Annotated in this window: 13 protein-coding genes; 12 read left to right on the forward strand and 1 reads right to left on the reverse strand. The window is 63.0% G+C overall.

Annotation, left to right across the window (positions count from 1 at the left end):
- The first annotated feature begins 14 nt into the window (after positions 1-14).
- The 12 genes from treZ to JBE38_RS06830 all read left to right on the forward strand — a co-directional run bounded on the left by treZ (position 15) and on the right by JBE38_RS06830 (position 17,126).
- Positions 15-1,760, forward strand: a complete 1,746-nt coding sequence (gene treZ / locus JBE38_RS06775) for a malto-oligosyltrehalose trehalohydrolase (protein ID WP_205343948.1) — start codon at positions 15-17, stop codon at positions 1,758-1,760.
- Positions 1,757-3,841 (forward strand): 4-alpha-glucanotransferase, encoded by a 2,085-nt coding sequence (gene malQ, locus JBE38_RS06780; protein WP_205343949.1) that lies wholly within the window; start codon positions 1,757-1,759, stop codon positions 3,839-3,841. The genes treZ and malQ overlap by 4 nt, the downstream gene beginning before the upstream one ends.
- On the forward strand, positions 3,838-6,588 hold the full coding sequence (locus JBE38_RS06785) for a malto-oligosyltrehalose synthase (protein WP_205343950.1): 2,751 nt from the start codon (positions 3,838-3,840) through the stop codon (positions 6,586-6,588). Before malQ ends, JBE38_RS06785 begins: the two co-directional genes overlap by 4 nt.
- Positions 6,589-6,612: 24 nt before the next feature.
- A complete protein-coding gene (locus JBE38_RS06790; protein ID WP_205343951.1) occupies positions 6,613-6,879 on the forward strand; it encodes a DUF2934 domain-containing protein in 267 nt (88 codons plus the stop codon).
- A 132-nt stretch (positions 6,880-7,011) separates the two neighbouring features.
- A complete protein-coding gene (gene glgX / locus JBE38_RS06795) occupies positions 7,012-9,171 on the forward strand; it encodes a glycogen debranching protein GlgX (RefSeq protein WP_205343952.1) in 2,160 nt (719 codons plus the stop codon).
- A 1-nt stretch (position 9,172) separates the two neighbouring features.
- Positions 9,173-10,171: an acyl-CoA dehydrogenase family protein gene (locus JBE38_RS06800; protein WP_205343953.1), complete on the forward strand. Its 999-nt coding sequence runs from the start codon at positions 9,173-9,175 to the stop codon at positions 10,169-10,171.
- Complete coding sequence (locus JBE38_RS06805) at positions 10,168-10,926, forward strand: PIG-L deacetylase family protein (protein WP_060752708.1); 759 nt, start codon at positions 10,168-10,170, stop codon at positions 10,924-10,926. The genes JBE38_RS06800 and JBE38_RS06805 overlap by 4 nt, the downstream gene beginning before the upstream one ends.
- Positions 10,923-11,522, forward strand: a complete 600-nt coding sequence (locus JBE38_RS06810; protein WP_205343954.1) for an SAM-dependent methyltransferase — start codon at positions 10,923-10,925, stop codon at positions 11,520-11,522. Before JBE38_RS06805 ends, JBE38_RS06810 begins: the two co-directional genes overlap by 4 nt.
- The gene (locus JBE38_RS06815) at positions 11,519-12,178 is read left to right on the forward strand and encodes a glycosyltransferase (RefSeq protein WP_060752706.1); all 660 of its coding nucleotides are present in this window, start codon (positions 11,519-11,521) and stop codon (positions 12,176-12,178) included. Before JBE38_RS06810 ends, JBE38_RS06815 begins: the two co-directional genes overlap by 4 nt.
- Positions 12,179-12,360: 182 nt before the next feature.
- Positions 12,361-13,122, forward strand: coding sequence for a PIG-L deacetylase family protein (locus JBE38_RS06820; RefSeq protein ID WP_205343955.1), 762 nt, complete (start codon positions 12,361-12,363; stop codon positions 13,120-13,122).
- Between the two features lie 248 nt (positions 13,123-13,370).
- Complete coding sequence (locus JBE38_RS06825) at positions 13,371-15,971, forward strand: autotransporter family protein (RefSeq protein ID WP_205343956.1); 2,601 nt, start codon at positions 13,371-13,373, stop codon at positions 15,969-15,971.
- A gap of 135 nt (positions 15,972-16,106) precedes the next feature.
- Positions 16,107-17,126, forward strand: coding sequence for an alpha/beta fold hydrolase (locus JBE38_RS06830; RefSeq protein WP_205343957.1), 1,020 nt, complete (start codon positions 16,107-16,109; stop codon positions 17,124-17,126).
- Between the two features lie 25 nt (positions 17,127-17,151).
- Here JBE38_RS06830 and JBE38_RS06835 read toward each other — a convergent pair whose 3' ends face one another.
- Positions 17,152-17,622, reverse strand: coding sequence for a GNAT family N-acetyltransferase (locus JBE38_RS06835; protein ID WP_205343958.1), 471 nt, complete (start codon positions 17,620-17,622; stop codon positions 17,152-17,154).
- Positions 17,623-17,747 lie beyond the last annotated feature (125 nt).

Below are 17,747 nucleotides of genomic sequence, written 5' to 3' on the forward strand. Positions count from 1 at the left end.
GGAGGTCTTCACAGATGCCGTCATGGACTCTGGAAACCTGGCCCCACGGTGCAATCATGCTGGACGCGCAACACACGCGTTTTGCCTTGTGGGCGCCAGACGCGTTTTATGTCAGCGTTGAATTCAAAGACGGAAAATCCATTGCCATGCTGCCCCAGGCAGATGGCTGGTTCGAAGTAGAGGTCAAGTGCCCGGCGGGCACTTGCTACCGCTACAACATCGACGGTGAAACCGATGTCCCCGACCCGGCGTCCAGGGCCCAGGCCTCGGATGTTCACGGTTGGAGCCGGGTCGTCGACCCGCTCGCTTACCCCTGGCAGAACAGCCACTGGCAAGGCCGGCCCTGGCATGAAGCGGTGATCTACGAGCTGCATGTCGGCGCACTAGGTGGCTACGCCGCCGTTGAAAAACACCTGCCACGCCTGGCTGAACTGGGCTTCACCGCTATCGAGCTGATGCCCTTGGCGCAGTTTCCCGGCGAGCGCAATTGGGGCTACGACGGGGTGCTGCCCTACGCACCGCAGGCCTCCTACGGCACGCCCGAACAACTCAAGCACCTGATCGACAGCGCCCATGGACACGGCCTGGCGGTGATTCTCGATGTGGTCTACAACCACTTCGGGCCCGACGGTAACTACCTGGGCCAATACGCCAAGGCATTCTTTCAAGAGGACGTGCACACGCCCTGGGGCGCCGGGATCGATTTCGATCGCCGGGAAGTACGCGACTTCTTCCTCGACAACGCGCTGATGTGGCTGCTGGAATATCGCTTCGACGGCTTGCGCCTGGACGCCGTGCACGCCATCGACAACCCCGGGTTCCTGCACGCGTTGGCGCAGCGTGTGCGCGAACAGGTCGACCTGGGCCGCCAGGTGTGGCTGGTGCTGGAAAACGAGCACAACCAGGCCAACCTGCTGGAACAGGATTTCGATGCGCAATGGAACGACGACGGCCACAATGCCCTGCATGTGCTGCTGACCGGCGAGACCGATGCCTATTACCGCGACTTTGCCGCAGACACCACGGCCCAGTTGGCTCGCTGCCTGAGCGAAGGCTTTATCTACCAGGGGCAGGCCAACCGCCACGGCGTCCCTCGCGGTGAGCCCAGCGGGCACCTGCCGCCGAGTGCCTTCGTACTGTTCTTGCAGAACCATGACCAGATCGGCAATCGCGCCTTGGGTGAACGCCTGCATCAGTTGTGTTCACCCCAGGCCCTGAAAGCCGCCACTACGTTATTGCTGCTGTCGCCGATGATTCCTTTGGTGTTCATGGGCGATGAGGTGGCGGCCGAACAACCCTTCCTGTTTTTCACCGATCATCACGGCGAACTGGCTGAGGCGGTACGCGAAGGCCGACGCAATGAGTTTGCCGACTTCGCCGCCTTCAATGACCCTGAACAGCGTGAGCGGATTCCCGATCCCAATGCCCTGACAACCTTCCAGCGTTCGATCCCTTCGTTTAGCGAGAACGAACACACCCAGCTCTACCGGCAACTGCTGAGCCTGCGTCACCAACATATCGTGCCCCACTTGCCCGGCTGCGTGGCTCTCGGGGCGCGGGTGCTGGCCGACGGCGCCGTCAGCGCCCGCTGGCGGCTGGGCAACGGCAGCCTGTTGCAGATCGACCTCAACCTGAGCGCCGAGGCCCTCGAACACGCAGCGCCGCACGCCTGTCTTTTCCAGACGCCGGCCAATCAGGGCGCGCTGCTGGCGCCCTTCAGCGCACGCGTCTTCCTAACCCCTGTTGGAGATCACCCTTGAGCGAAGCGAACCTGGAAATCCTCGCCAGCCGCGCGGGCCTGGCCGTCGATTGGATCGACGCCAACGGCCGCCCGCAACATGTGAAACCCGACGCCCTGCGCGCGGTGCTCAAAGGCCTGGGCCACCCGGCCGACACCGACGCCGAGATCGACGCCAGCCTGCTGGAACTTGAGCAGGTGCAACAAGACAAGCACCTGCCGCCCCTCATGACCATCGACTCCGGTGAGCCCTTGGACCTGGCGCGCTACTTCGCGCCGGACACGCCCTGCCGCGTCAGCCTGGAACAGGGTGAAACCCTGGAGTTGCGCCTCGACGGTGATGCCGTGCTGCCTGGCATCATTGCCCTGGGCTACCACTGTGTGCATATCGCCGACCAGACTTTCACCCTGGCCGTGGCTCCCGACCACTGCTACAGCGTGGCCGAGGCGGTCGACAGCCGTCCCGCCCGCGCCTGGGGCCTGAGCGCCCAACTGTATGGCCTGCGGCGTCTCGGTGACGGCGGTTTTGGCGACACCCTGGCCCTGGAGCACCTGGTCCGTTCCGCCGCCGAACGCGGTGCCGACGCCCTGGCGATCAGCCCGATGCACGCCATGTTCAGCGCCGACACCGAGCGCTACAGCCCTTATTCACCGTCCAGCCGCCTGTTTCTCAACAGCCTGTATGCCTCCCCGGCGTGCATCCTGGGCGAGCGTGAAGTACGCAACGCGATTGCCGCCGCCGGGTTGGAAGAGGAACTGCATGCCCTTGAGCAACTGCCGCTGATCGACTGGCCCGCCGCCGCCAAGGCCAAGCAACGCTTGCTGCGCACGCTGTATGAAGATTTCCGCCAGGGCGAGCACCCGCAACACGCCGACTTCCTCAGTTTCCGCCAGACCGGCGGTGAAGCCCTGGAAAACCACTGCCGCTTCGAAGCCGTGCAAGCCCAGCGCGCCGCTGCCGGCGAAGACCTCGACTGGCGCCACTGGCCACAAGACTGGCGTACCCCGCAGAGCCCGGCCCTGGCCCAGTTCGCCGAGGAACACCGCGACGAGATTGGCTACTTCGCCTTCTGCCAATGGCTGATCGCCCGCAGCCTGCAACGGGCACAGCAAGCCGCCCGGGGCAGCGGCATGGGCGTTGGCCTGATCGCTGACCTGGCCGTCGGCGCCGACGGCGGCGGCAGCCAGGCGTGGAGCCGCCAGGATGAACTGCTGGCCGACCTCACCGTGGGAGCACCACCGGACATCCTTAACCGCGCAGGCCAAGGCTGGGGCATCTCCGCATTCTCCCCGGAGGGCCTCAAGCGCAACGGTTTTCGGGCCTTTATCGAGATGCTGCGGGCCAACTTCGCACATGCTGGCGGCCTGCGTATCGACCATGTGATGGGCCTGCAACGCCTGTGGGTGATCCCCAACGGCGCATCGCCACGTGACGGGGCGTACCTGTATTACCCGGTGGATGACATGCTGCGCCTGTTGGCCCTGGAGTCCCATCGCCACCAGGCCATTGTGCTGGGTGAAGACCTGGGCACGGTGCCCGACGGCCTGCGGGAAAAACTCAGCGGCCGCTCGATCCTTGGCATGCGCGTGCTGTTGTTCGAGCAAAATCACGATGGCCAATTCAAACCGATTCTCGACTGGCCGGATAACGCCCTGGCCACCACCAGCACCCATGATTTGCCGACCCTCAACGGCTGGTGGCACAGCCGCGATATCGAATGGAATATCCAACTGGGCCTGATCGATGCCCCCACTGTGGAGCAATGGAGCGAACACCGCCTGCGTGAACGCCAGGCGTTGCGTCAGGCGTTGAGCCAGGACCCGCAGAATTTCGTCGATGAGATCCGCAATGAGACCGACCATATGATCGACGCCAGCGTGCGCTACCTGGGCCACACCCGTGCACCGTTGGTGCTGCTGCCACTGGAGGACGCGCTGGGCCTGGAAGAGCAGGCCAACCTGCCCGGTACCACCGACACCCACCCCAATTGGCGCCGCCGCCTGCCCGGCGAGGCGTCCAGCCTACTCGACAATGCCGGTGCCGCCCGCCGCCTCGAACTGCTGGCCGTAGCCCGTAACCAGGCCCACGAGCGTGACCGATGAAAGCATTCCCTTTACGCGCCACCCAACGCCTGCAATTTCATAAAGGTTTCACCCTCGATGATGCGGTGCCGCTGGTGCCGTATTTCGCCCGGCTGGGCATCAGCCATCTATACGCCTCACCACTGCTCTGCGCCCGGGCCGGCTCCATGCACGGGTACGATGTCGTCGACCCCACCCGCATCAACCCGGAGCTGGGCGGCGAGCCTGCCCTGCACCGCCTCGTGGCCACCTTGCGTGAGCACGGGATGGGGTTGATCCTGGATATCGTCTCCAACCACATGGCCGTCGGCGGTGCCGACAACCCCTGGTGGCTGGACCTGCTGGAGTGGGGCCGCCTGAGCCCCTACAGCGAATTCTTCGATATCCAGTGGCACTCCCCCGACCCGCTGCTCAAGGGCCAACTGTTGATGCCGTTTCTTGGCAGCGACTACGGCGAAGCCTTGCAAAGCGGCACGCTGACCCTGCATTTCGATACTGAACACGGCGCTTTCTACGTCGAGCATTACGAACATCGCTTTCCGATCTGCCCGAGAGACTATGGCGTGATTCTCGGCCACGATGAATCGCTCAAGCCACTGGCCGACCGTTTCAGCGCCCTCGCCTATCAGGACGATGCCTACCGCGAAGCGGCCGCGCTCAAGCAGGCGCTTGCCGAGCGCGCGAGCGCAGTGTCGCCGGCCATCGAACAGCAGCTCAAGGCGTTCGACAGCCGTACGCCTGAGGGCTTCGAGCAACTGCACCAGTTACTGGAACAACAGACTTACCGCCTGGCCAGCTGGCGTACCGCCGCCGACGACATCAACTGGCGACGCTTCTTCGACGTGAACGAACTGGGTGGCCTGCGCGTCGAGCGCAGCGCCGTGTTCGAGGCCACCCACGCCAAGATCTTCGAACTGATCAGCCAGGGCCTGGTGGACGGTTTGCGCATTGACCATGTCGACGGCCTGGCCGACCCACGGGGCTACTGCCGCAAGTTGCGTCGTCGAGTGGATGCGCTGGCGCCCGGGCGGCACGTGCCGATCTTCGTGGAAAAGATTCTGGGCGAAGGCGAAACCCTGCGCGAGGACTGGCAGGTGGACGGAACCACCGGCTACGAATTCATGAACCAACTGTCACTGCTGCAACACGATCCGCAGGGGTTTGAGCCGCTGGCGCAATTATGGACGCACCATAGCGAACGCCCCTCGGCATTCATCGAAGAGGCGTGGCTGGCGCGCCAGCAAATCCTCAACGGCTCCTTGGCCGGCGACTTTGAGAGCGTTGCCCAGGCACTGTTGCAGGTGGCCCGCGACGATGTGATGACGCGTGACCTGACACTGGGCGCGATCCGCCGTGCGTTGCAGGCGCTGATCGTGCACTTCCCGGTGTATCGCACTTATATCAGCGCCCAAGGCCGCAGCGCCGAAGATGAGCGTGTCTTCCAGCACGCCATGAGCGGCGCCCGCGAGATCCTGAGTGAAGGTGACTGGCCGGTGCTCGACCACCTGGAAACCTGGTTGGGCGGCCAGCCCTGGCGCAATCGCCCGCGCGGCCGCGAGCGCAAGATACTCAAGCATGCCTGCGTGCGCTTCCAGCAGCTGACCTCGCCGGCAGCGGCCAAGGCGGTGGAGGACACTGCGTTTTATCGTTCGGCTGTATTGCTGTCGCGTAATGATGTGGGCTTCAGCACGGAGCAGTTCAGCGCCTCCCTGGCCGACTTTCATGCCGCCAACCAACAACGCTTGCAGAGCTTTCCCGATAACCTGCTGGCCACCGCCACGCATGACCATAAACGAGGTGAAGACAGCCGTGCGCGCCTGGCGGTGATCAGCGAGTGCGCACCGTGGTACGCCGAACAAGTGCAGCACTGGCGCCACCTGGCGACGCCATTACGCGAGGATGGCAATGGCCCCTCGGCCGGCGATGAACTGATCCTTTATCAAGTACTGCTCGGCAGTTGGCCGCTGGACGCCAACCCTGACCTTGAGGGCTACCAGCAACGACTCTGGCAATGGCAACAGAAGGCCCTGCGCGAGGCCAAGTTGCAGAGCAGTTGGAGCGCACCGAACGAAGCCTATGAGAAAGGGGTTGAAACGTTCCTGTCGCGCCTGTTGCTCAGCCCTGAAGGCCAGCCATTACGCACTGCGCTGGCGCAAGCCGCCGAGGCCATCGCACCGGCCGGTGCCTTGAATGGTCTGGCGCAAACCTTGCTTCGCCTTACCGTGCCGGGGGTGCCGGACCTGTACCAGGGCGATGAGTTCTGGGACTTCAGCCTGGTGGACCCGGACAACCGCCGTCCGGTGGATTTCAGCGCACGGCAACGCGCGTTGCAGGCACCACCGGGCATCGAAGAAGGCTTGTCCAACTGGCGCGATGGGCGTATCAAACAAGCGGTGATCGCCCAGGCACTGGCCTTGCGCAAGGCCCACCCCGAAGTGTTCAGCCGGGGCAGCTACACGCCCTTGGAGGTCGAGGGCACCCATGCCGAACACGTGGTCGCGTTCTACCGCGAACAGCAGGGCAAACGCGTACTGGTGGTGGTGCCACGCTGGCCCCATCGCCTGCTTGAAAACAGTGAACGGCCGCATATTCCTGCGCGGGTTTGGGGCGATACGCGGGTGAAATTACCGTTTACCGGCATAACGCAAAACTGGAAGGGACTTTTTCAAACGGGCGCAGTCACACCCAACAAGGAGCTGTTGATCAGCACTGCCCTGGGGGAATGCCCAGTCAATGTCTTTATCAATCCTGATGATCAAGAAAGCTGAAAATTTTCTGCGAGGAGCATTGTGATGAGTACTGACGACAAACGAATACGCGAACTGGCGCATCAGATCTGGGAGTCTGAAGGCAAGCCTCACGGCGAAGATGCGCGCCACTGGGAGATGGCACGCAAGTTGGCGGAAGCCGAAGCACTGACGCCAAGCAAACCTAAGCCCGCCGCCAAACCGAAGGCCGCTGCCAAGCCGCCTGCGGCAAAAGCCAAGCCGGCAGCGGTAAGCAAACCGGCACCGCCGCCGGCCAAGAAACCGGCGGCGCCGAAAAAGCCCAAGCCGTAACCCCGTGACGCCATAAGCCTTCTGCCGGTCTCGCCGGCAGGAGGTGAACTCACTTTTCAAACTTCTCAGCTGAACCCTCGTCAGCGCGGTTTCGTTCGGCCCGGAAAAAGACCCTTGCAGGAGCAACATCGAATGAGCAAACCCCAAAAGACCCCATCGACGCCGGGCAATGAGCCGTCGCGAATCCGTGAAGGCTTGCCCTTCCCTCTGGGCGCCACCTGGGACGGTCTGGGCGTCAACTTCGCGCTGTTCTCGGCCAACGCCACCAAGGTGGAGTTATGCCTGTTCGACGACACAGGCGAGGTCGAGCTGGAGCGTATCGAACTGCCCGAATACACCGACGAGATCTTCCACGGCTACCTGCCCGACGCCCACCCCGGGTTGATCTATGGTTACCGGGTGTACGGCCTCTATGACCCGGCCAACGGCCATCGCTTCAACCACAACAAATTGCTGATCGACCCCTACGCCAAACAGCTGGTGGGCGAACTCAAATGGTCCGAGGCGCTGTTCGGCTACACCATCGGCCATCCGGACGACGACCTCAGTTTCGACGAACGCGACAGCGCGCCCTTCGTGCCCAAGTGCAAAGTGATTGACCCGGCACACACCTGGGGCAACGACCAACCGGTGCGAGTGCCATGGGACCGTACGATCATCTACGAGACCCACCTGCGCGGCATCAGCATGCGTCACCCTTCGGTGGGCGACTCGGTACGCGGCACCTGCGCCGGGTTGATGAACGACGATGTGCTCAAGCACATCCGCCAATTGGGCGTATCGTCGGTCGAGTTGCTGCCTGTGCATGCGTTCGTCAACGACCAACACCTGCTGCAAAAAGGCATGACCAACTATTGGGGCTACAACAGCATCGCGTTCTTTGCCCCCGACCCGCGTTACCTGGCCAGCGGCAAGATCGCAGAATTCAAGGAGATGGTCGCGCACCTGCACGAGCAGAAGCTGGAAGTAATCCTCGACGTGGTCTACAACCACACCGCCGAAGGCAACGAACGCGGCCCGACCCTGTCCATGCGCGGTATCGACAACGCCTCCTACTACCGGCTGATGCCCGACGACAAGCGCTTCTACATCAACGACTCCGGTACCGGCAACACCCTGGATCTGAGCCATCCGTGCGTCCTGCAAATGGTCACCGACTCCTTGCGTTACTGGGCCAACGAGATGCACGTCGACGGTTTCCGCTTCGATCTGGCGACGATCCTCGGGCGCTACCGTGACGGCTTCGACGAGCGCCACAGCTTCCTGGTCGCCTGCCGCCAGGATCCGGTGTTGCGCCAGTTGAAACTGATTGCCGAGCCATGGGACTGCGGCCCTGGCGGTTATCAAGTCGGCAACTTCCCACCGGGCTGGGTGGAATGGAACGACCGCTTCCGCGATACCGTGCGCGCCTTCTGGAAAGGCGACGATGGCCAACTGGCGGATTTCGCCGGGCGCATGACCGCCTCCGGTGAGATGTTCAACCATCGGGGCCGCCGGCCGTACAGCTCGGTGAACTTCATCACCGCCCACGACGGTTTCACCCTGCACGATCTGGTCTCCTATAACGACAAGCACAACGAAGCCAACGACGAAAACAACCAGGACGGTAGCAACAACAACCTGTCATGGAACCATGGCGTCGAAGGTCCCACCGATGATCCGGAAATCAACGCGCTGCGCCTGCGCCAGATGCGTAACTTCTTCGCCACCCTGCTGCTGGCCCAGGGCACGCCCATGATTGTGGCCGGCGACGAGTTTGCGCGCACCCAACACGGCAACAACAACGCGTATTGCCAGGACAGCGAGATCGGCTGGGTCAACTGGGACCTGGACGAGGACGGCAAGGCACTGCTCAAGTTCGTCAAACGCCTGATCAAGTTGCGTCTGGCCTACCCTATCCTGCGTCGGGGCCGCTTCCTGGTGGGCGACTACAACGAAGATATCGGTGTGAAAGACGTCACATGGCTGGCGCCGGACGGCAATGAGATGAGCACCGAACAATGGCAGGAAAGCCACGGCCGTTGCCTGGGTATGCTGATGGATGGCCGCGCCCAGGAAACCGGGATTCGCCGCGCCGGGGCCGACGCCACCTTGCTGCTGGTGGTCAACGCGCACCACGACATGGTCAATTTCCGTCTGCCGCCGGTGCCTGAAGGTGAATGCTGGACCTGCCTGCTCGACACCAATCAACCCGCGGTACGTGGCCAGGAGCGCTTTGATTTCGACCACGAGTACGCGGTGACGGGGCGTTCACTGCTGCTGTTCGAACTGCAGCGCGACGACGAGGTGTGACATGGCGTTGCATCATTTCCTTCAAGGCTATCAGGGCTATGCGGATACGCAGGCCCTCGGCCAGGCGCTGAGGGCGCTGCAGGAGGAAGGCCTGGACCAGCTGCCGTTGCCCGGCGGCGGCGCGACATTGGCGCGCTTCAGCCGCCTGGCTCAAGTGGCTGGGCATGATTTGCGCCTGTGCAAGTTGTTTGAAGGGCATACCGATGCCTTGGCGATCATCGCCGAGCTGCACAGCCCCGCGCCGCCCTTGGGCAGCACCTGGGGCATGTGGGCCGCCGAGCCGCCCACCGCGAAGGTGCGGGTGCGGCGTGACGGGCACCGGTTGCTGATCAACGGGCACAAGGCTTGGTGCTCCGGGGCGGCGGTGGTCAGCCACGGGTTGCTGACGGCCTGGGATGAGCAAGATCGCCAGCAATTGGTCGCGGTGGCCATGGATCAACCCGGCATCACCGTGACCGACGAAGGCTGGGATGCCGTCGGCATGGCGGCTACCGGCAGTGTCGAAATCGTCTTCAACGAGGCCCGCGGCCTCGCGGTCGGTGGCCCGGGCGATTACCTGTCACGCCCGGGTTTCTGGCAAGGCGGGATCGGGATCGCCGCCTGTTGGTATGGCGCCGCCCAACGCCTGGCTGAGGTACTGCGTGAGCAGTGTGCAAAACGCCCCGAACCTCACGCCCTCGCCCATCTCGGCGCGGTCGACAGTGCCTTGAACAGCGCCGCGTGTGTACTGCGCGCCAGTGCCGAACAGATCGACCAGCAGCCGAGCGCCGATGCGCGGCTGTTGGCTCAACAGACACGCGCCTGCATTGAGGACACCGTTGAACAGGTGATCCGCCACGTCGGCCGGGCCGTGGGCGCGGGGCCTTATTGCAAGGACCCGCACTTCGCCCAGTTGATCGCGGATCTGCCGGTGTATGTGCGTCAAAGTCACGCCGAACGCGACCTGGCCGCCCTGGGTGAACAGGTCGCAGGCGAACCCACAGGAAGGTGGCAGTTATGAGACCCAATCCGATCGTCGGCCAAGGCACGCCGTTGCATCAATGGCAGGCATCGACGCGCCTGGCCGAGTTGCCGGTGGTCAGCGTCGAGCAGTTGGTGCCCGAAGGCCATCGCGCCGTGATCATCGCACCTCACCCGGACGATGAAGTGCTCGGGTGTGGCGGCCTGATGCAGGTCCTCGCGACGTTGGAGCGGCCCATTCAGTTGATTTCCGTCACCGACGGCAGCGCCAGTCATCCGGGCTCGCGCCGCTGGCCGGTGGAACGCCTGAGCGTGGTGCGCCCACAGGAGTCGGCCCAGGCCCTGCACCGCCTTGGCCTGCCGTTACACAGTTTGAAATGGCTGCGGGCAGGTTTTGCCGACAGCCAGGTCGCGGCGCGGGAAGCGCAGTTGGCCGCGTTCATCCAGCGCTACCTCAAGGCCACCGACGTGGTGTTTACCACCTGGCGTGAGGACGGTCATTGCGATCATGAAGCGGTCGGCCGTGCCAGCGCCCAAGCGGCGCAGGCGGTCGGTGCAACTTTGTACGAATTGCCGGTGTGGACCTGGCACTGGGCCACCCCCGAAGACAGTCAGGTGCCCTGGCACCGCGCCCGCAAGATCCCGATGACGCCCCAGGCGGTCGCCCGCAAGCGTCACGCCATCCACGCCTTTGCCAGCCAGTTGGAGGGCGACCCGCAGGCGGGCTTGGCCCCGGTGCTGGCGCCCTATGTGGTGGAGCGCTTGCTGCAACCTTTTGAAGTGGTGTTTGTATGAGCGTGGCCACCCCGTATTTCGACCAACTGTTTGCCGGCAACGACGACCCCTGGGCCTTTCGTCAACGCTGGTATGAACAGCGCAAGCGTGCCCTGACCCTGGCCGTGCTCACACGGGCGCACTACACATCGATCTTCGAACCCGGCTGTGCCAACGGCGAACTGAGCGCCGAGCTGGCCACGCGCTGCGATCAACTGGTGTGTTGCGACACCGCGGCGACGGCTGTGGGCCTGGCCAAGACGCGTCTGTCGGCTTTTCCCCACGCCCAGGTGCAGCAACGCCGCCTGCCCGAACAATGGCCGACCGGCCAGTTCGAGTTGATCGTACTCAGCGAGTTGGGCTACTACCTGGACGCCGCTGATCTGCGCCGCCTGATTGACTGCGCCCTCGCCTCACTGGCCCCCAACGGCCAACTGCTGGCCTGCCACTGGCGGCCGCTTATCGAGGGTTGCCCGCAGACCGCCGAACAGGTGCACGCCCTGCTCCAGCAGCGACTGGGCATGCACCCGGTGGTGCAGCATCACGAAGAGGATTTTCTACTCGACCTGTGGAGCCGCGATGGCACCTCGGTCGCAAGCCATGAGGGCCTGCGATGATCGGCATTTTGATCCCGGTCCATAACGAAGAAAAGTTGTTGGGCGAGTGCTTGAAGGCAGCGATGATCGCGGCCAGTCACCCAGGCTTGCTCGGCGAGGCGGTACACATCCTCGTGGTGCTCGACAGTTGCAGCGACGCCAGCGCGTCGATTGCCCAGGCGTACGAGGTACACAGCCTTCAGGTGCAGGCGCGCAATGTGGGCCAGGCGCGCGGTGTGGGCGCGCGACACTTGCTCAACCAGGGCGCGCGATGGATCGCCTGCACCGACGCCGACAGCCGCGTCGCCCCCGATTGGTTGGTAGCGCAACTGGCGCTGGGCGTGGATGCGGTGTGCGGCACGGTCACCGTGGATGCCTGGAGCGAAGGTTTCGATCCGGCGGCGCAGATTCGCTATCACCAGGCGTATGAGGCCCGTGACGGCCATCGGCATATCCACGGCGCCAACCTGGGCGTGAGTGCCGGTGCCTACGTACAGGCCGGTGGTTTCGAGCCGCTGGCGTGCCATGAGGATGTGCAGTTGGTGCGCAACCTGGAACGCTGCGGCGCCTCCATCGCCTGGAGCCATTCGCCGCAGGTGATCACCAGCGCACGCCTGGATTGTCGCGCCCAAGGCGGGTTCGGTGACTACCTGAAAAGCCTGGTGCAGCTTGCGTAAAAAAACGCCTGGCCGACATGTAAAAGCGCTAGATCCTTGTCTATGCTCATAACGCCTTGCACAGCGTTCCAGGGTTGGAACGCCGCGCACTCACTACAGGCAGGAGCCTGAGGTGAATAAAAAGGAGTCGTCCCGTCAACCGGGCACGACCCCGCATCAACCGACAAGGATGTGACACCCCCATGAAGCCTGCCTCGTTAAGCGAAGGCCGTCGCGGCCCCGCGCAAATCTGGAACAGCGCGCCGCAACTGGCGCAAATACCCATCATTTCTTTGACCTCACTGGCGCCGCCCGGCGCCCGCGTGGTGGTGATCGCGCCCCACCCTGGCGATGAAGTCCTGGCCTGTGGCGGTTTGCTGCAACTGCTCAGCACCCGCGAGCATCCGCTGAAGTTGATCTCCATCACCGATGGCAGTGCCAGCCATCCTGGCTCGAACGTATGGCCGGCCAGGCGCCTGAGCGTGGTACGACCACAGGAAAGCGTCGAAGCCCTGCGCCGCCTGGGCATGCCGTTGCACAGCCTGAAATGGATTCGCGGTGGGTTCCTCGACAATGCGCTGCCTGCACGCGAGCAGCCGATGAGCCAATTCATCGCCCGCTACCTGCAACCCGGCGACGTGGTCTTCACCACCTGGCGCCGCGACGGCAATGCAGACCACGATGCCGTCGGCCGGGCCAGCGCCAAGGCGTGCAGCCTAGTAGGCGCGCAGCTGTATGAGCTACCCATCTGGGCCTGGCATTGGCCGGCGCGGGAAGGCGTGGTGATTCCCTGGCAGCGCGCACGCAAGGTGCGCCTGGACAGCTGGAGCGTGGCGCGCAAGCTGCACGCCGCGCACGCCTACGCCAGCCAGTTGGCCGGCGACCCGCAAATTGGTCTTGCCCCGATGATGGCCCAGGTGCTGCTCGAGCGGATGCGCGAGCCTTATGAGATCGTGTTTGTCTAGCCGGGCACTCGTCTGTACCTGTTATTTCTGACAGTGGTGACCCTGGCGAACTGCGACTAAGGTGCGCAAAGTGCTGCACAAGTTGAGGTGCAGTCGAGAAAGCCATGCCAACCCTTTGCATTGGCCGGTGTTTTCGAACAGGTAACCCGTATTCCCTGATCCGTATCGCGCTTCACGTTGTCATGGCCTGAACCCTACCTGGATTGCTCAGGTACCAGGACAACGAGCCTCTTGAGCGAGGGCGGATCATGCGCACACCAACTTCACCCAGGCTTTACCTGGGCATTGCTGCATCAGCGATGCTCGCCACCTGGCCGCTTCTTTCCCAAGGGGCCTGTACCACGAGCCCCGGGCCTTCAGGCCAGATTTTCACCTGCACCAGCGGCACCACCCCTGGCATCACCGCCTTGACGGGCGATAACCAGGTGCTGTTCCCCAGTGGTAATGCGGTGATCAGCGGCAATATCCGCTTGGGGCCAGGCGGCGACCTGGTGCAACTGGATGCACCCGACACACAGGTCAATGGCTCGGTGGATATGGGCGATGGCGCCAATATCTTCCGGCTGAACAAGGGCACCATCACCGGCTCAGTCACCCAAGGTGCAGGCCAGGATGTGATGCAGATCAGTGGTGGGCAGGCTGGAGCCATTTTACAAGGCTCGGGCGCCGACAGTTTTGCAATGAGTGCAGGTAAGGTTCTTTCGGTGGACCAGGGAGATGGCACCGACCAGTTCTTTATGAGCGGCGGTGAGATCACGGGGGCTTTCGTAAGCGGCGACAAGGCACTGATGACCGGCGGGACCATCGGCCGAGTGGATATGCGGTTGGAGAAAAATGAATTTGATATGCGCGGCGGCACAATTATCGCCAACCTGGTCACCGGATTTGACGACGACACCATCCTGATTTCAGGCACCGCACGTATCGGCGGCAATATCAGCACCAGCGGTGGCGATGACTTCATCCAGGTCACCGGTGGAGAGATCATGGGCCAGATTCTCGCCGGCACGGGTGACGACACCTTCATCTGGCGCGACGCCGGGCTCATTCATGGCGCGATCCTGTTGGGGGCCGATAACGATACCGCGCTGCTCCAGAACCTGAGCGAGAGTACGGTGTTGTCCACGTCGCAACTCGATGGTGGCCCCGGCAACGACACGCTGACCCTGGATAACACCCTGGCTGGCCAGCCGCAACGCTTTAGCAACTGGGAGACGGTGCGTCTGGACAACAACTCCAGCCTGAAACTGGGCGGTACATTCGTGCTGGGAGACAGCGGCACCGGAACTGGCACGATGATAGTCGACGGCTCAAGCACGCTGTTGGTGGACACGGGTGTCATCAGCCCCTTCACCAGCGGTCAACTGGCCACACTGAACAACGGCGGGCTGATCGACATGACCGGTAACCCCACGGCCACCCACAGTCTGACCGTCAATGGTAACTACGACGGCACCGGTGGCCGGCTCGCACTCAATAGCGTTTTGGACGGCGACGGTTCGCCCAGTGACAAGCTGGTGGTGAGCCAGGGCACCCTCAGCGGCACCACCCACCTCAGCGTCACCAATCTAGGCGGCAAAGGCGCTGCGACATTGCAAGACGGTATTCTGGTGGTGCAAGCGATCAACGGCGCGACCGGTGCAGGCACCGCCTTTACTTCCTCCGGGGTGTCCGCGGGCGCCTTCGATTACTACCTGTTCAAGGGTGGCGTCACCCCAGGGACGGAGCAGAACTATTACCTGCGCAACACCGTCCCTGTCACGCCACCGCCTGACCCGGTCATCGTCACCCCGCTACCGGAGCCGGTACCGGGCACCCCGCCGCTGCCGCCGAACCCTGTGGTCACGCCCGTAGACCCAGCAGCCCCGATCAATCCCATCGTCAAGCCGATCCCGCTCTACCGCAAGGAAGTGCCCATCTATTCCGTGTTGTATCCCGCAGTGCGACAAATGGTGCAAGGCATGCTCGCCACCTATCACGAGCGCCAGGATGACCAGGCCCAACCGCGACAGACCGGCGTATTCCCCAGCGGCTGGGCCCGGGTGTACGGCAGCAATGGTCGCCAGGGTTTTACCGGGACGGTGACCCCCACACTGGACAGCTCACAGAGTGGCTACCAGGCGGGCATCGATTTCTATTCCCGCACTCACGACGCCGGCCAGACCCAACGTGCCGGCCTGTTCGTTGGGCAGGGCCGTTTGCAAGGCAGTATCAAAGGCTTTAATGGCGGCTTCGAGGACAACAATGCCGGCGACGTCACCTTGCGCAGCAAGAGCCTGGGCGTCTATTGGACGTTGATCGGGGCCAACCGTGCCTATCTGGACCTGGTGCTGATGAAGTCCTGGGTCGACGGGCATAGCGAGTCCGACCGGGGTATCAAGATGAAGGTCAAAGGGCGCGACGTAACGGCCTCAGCCGAAATGGGCTGGCCGTTTTCCATCAGCCGACACTGGGAATTTGAGCCCCAGGGCCAGTTCATCGTGGGGCACAGCTCACTGGACAGTCAAAATGACGGCCCCTCCGCAATCACGTTCCACAGCGACACCAACGTCACCACCCGCCTCGGCGCGCGGCTGCGAGGTGACTACCAGGTGCGTGGCATGCCGCTGCAACCCTATGTGCGGGCCAACGTGTGGCACACCGGCGATGGCAAAAGTACCGTGAGGTATAACGGCGTGACCGATATCAACATCCAACAAAAATCCACCACGATGGAGCTGAAAGTCGGCGCAACGCTGAAAGTCGCCCAGGACGTCAGCGTTTACGGCGAGTTGGGGTACACCAGTAATCTCGACGGCGATGCTGTCAAAGGGCGATCAGGCACCTTGGGTATGCGCTTCGATTTCTGAGCCTTTGTATCGCAGTGTGTATGGCGACCACTGCGATACATAACCCCTGAACCGGGGCGCATCGCTGACACACGCCAGATACCACCCGGCGTTCAACTGAGAGCCAGGCACACATCAAGCCGTAGGAGGCTCGCCATGCACACTCAGTTGAACCGCCGCTCTCTGTTCCTGGCCCTGGCCCTGTCGCCACTCGGCGCCGTGGGCGTGGCCAATGCCGAAATGCCTGAGACCAATATCCCACACGCCGTCAGCCAAACCAGCTTCGGTGCTCTCAAGCACATCAAGGCAGGCCTGCTGGAGGTGGCCTACGCCGAAGTCGGCCCGGCCAACGGCCAGGCGGTGATCCTGCTGCACGGCTGGCCCTACGATATCGACAGCTACGCCAACGTCGCTCCACTGCTCGCAGCCAAGGGTTATCGCGTACTGATCCCCTACGCCCGGGGTTATGGCGACACGCGTTTTCTGTCGGATAAAACCCTGCGCAATGGCGAACCCGCCGCGTTGGCCCAGGATGTGATCGACTTCATGGATGCCCTGAAGATCCAGAAAGCGGTGCTGGGGGGTTATGACTGGGGCGCACGCTCGGCGGATATCGTCTCGGCGCTGTGGCCGGAGCGGGTCAAGGCGCTGGTGTCAGTCAGCGGTTACCTGATCGGCAACCAGGCCGCCGGCAAGAACCCGCTGCCACCCAAGGCCGAGTTGCAATGGTGGTACCAGTTCTACTTCGCCACCGAGCGCGGCGCGGCGGGCTATCAGAAAAACACCCACGACTTCGCCAAGCTGATCTGGCAAACCGCCTCTCCGCAATGGCAGTTCGACGACGCCACCTTCAACCGCAGCGCCAAGGGCCTGGACAACCCCGACCACGTCGCCATCACCGTCTTCAATTACCGCTGGCGCCTGGGGCTGGTGCAGGGAGAGGCGCAGTACGCGGCACTGGAGCAGCAACTCGCCACCTCGCCGTCGATTGGCGTGCCGACCATCACCCTGGAAGGCGACGCCAACGGCGCACCGCACCCGCAACCGGAGGACTACGCCAAGCGTTTCACCGGCAAGTACCAGTTCCGTCAGGTCAATGGCGGCATCGGCCACAACTTGCCCCAGGAAGCGCCCGAGGCGTTCGCCAAGGCCGTGGTGGATGCGGATCATCTGTAAAGTTCGATAGCCGGAAAACATCCGGCTATTTCAAGCCACCCTCGGCAATCGCGAACTCGAGAATGTGATCACCCTCCTCATCGCACTCTCCTGTCCACGTCCAGCCCAAGTGCCGATAGAAACCATACGAGCGTACATTCGGGTCGCTGGCACACGCCAGAAACAAACGTTCAAAGCCTGCGTGATGGAGTTCAGCGGTCACTTGTCCCAGCAAGGACTTGCCGATCCCTTGCCCTTCGTATTCCCCAAGGAGGGCGAGCACCGTGACTTCGCCGGTGCCCCGCTCACCAAAGCAATACCCGACTATCCTGCCGTTCACACAGGCGACAACGCCGATAGAACTGCCGGCAACGATGTCTGCACTCCAGGACTCGACCGTGATGCCCAGTGCACGCAGCGCTTCTTCTGAAAATGCATTTTCTCTCGTCAGCCCGCGGATTTGGATGCACAACGAAACGTCATCAGGCGTGGCCGTACGATAGGTAATATGATCCATGAGTCGATTTTCCCTTTTACAGCGCAGACAACTCGCGCCCTGAACGGCGAACTCTATCTGTTTATCAAGCCAAGCCCTGCGCAATTGTGTTGTTCAGTTGTTACGGCCCCCGTCCCTCTCGTACC

The sequence above is a fragment of the Pseudomonas sp. ICBG1301 genome (assembly GCF_016918385.1).
Classification (GTDB): domain Bacteria; phylum Pseudomonadota; class Gammaproteobacteria; order Pseudomonadales; family Pseudomonadaceae; genus Aquipseudomonas; species Aquipseudomonas palleroniana.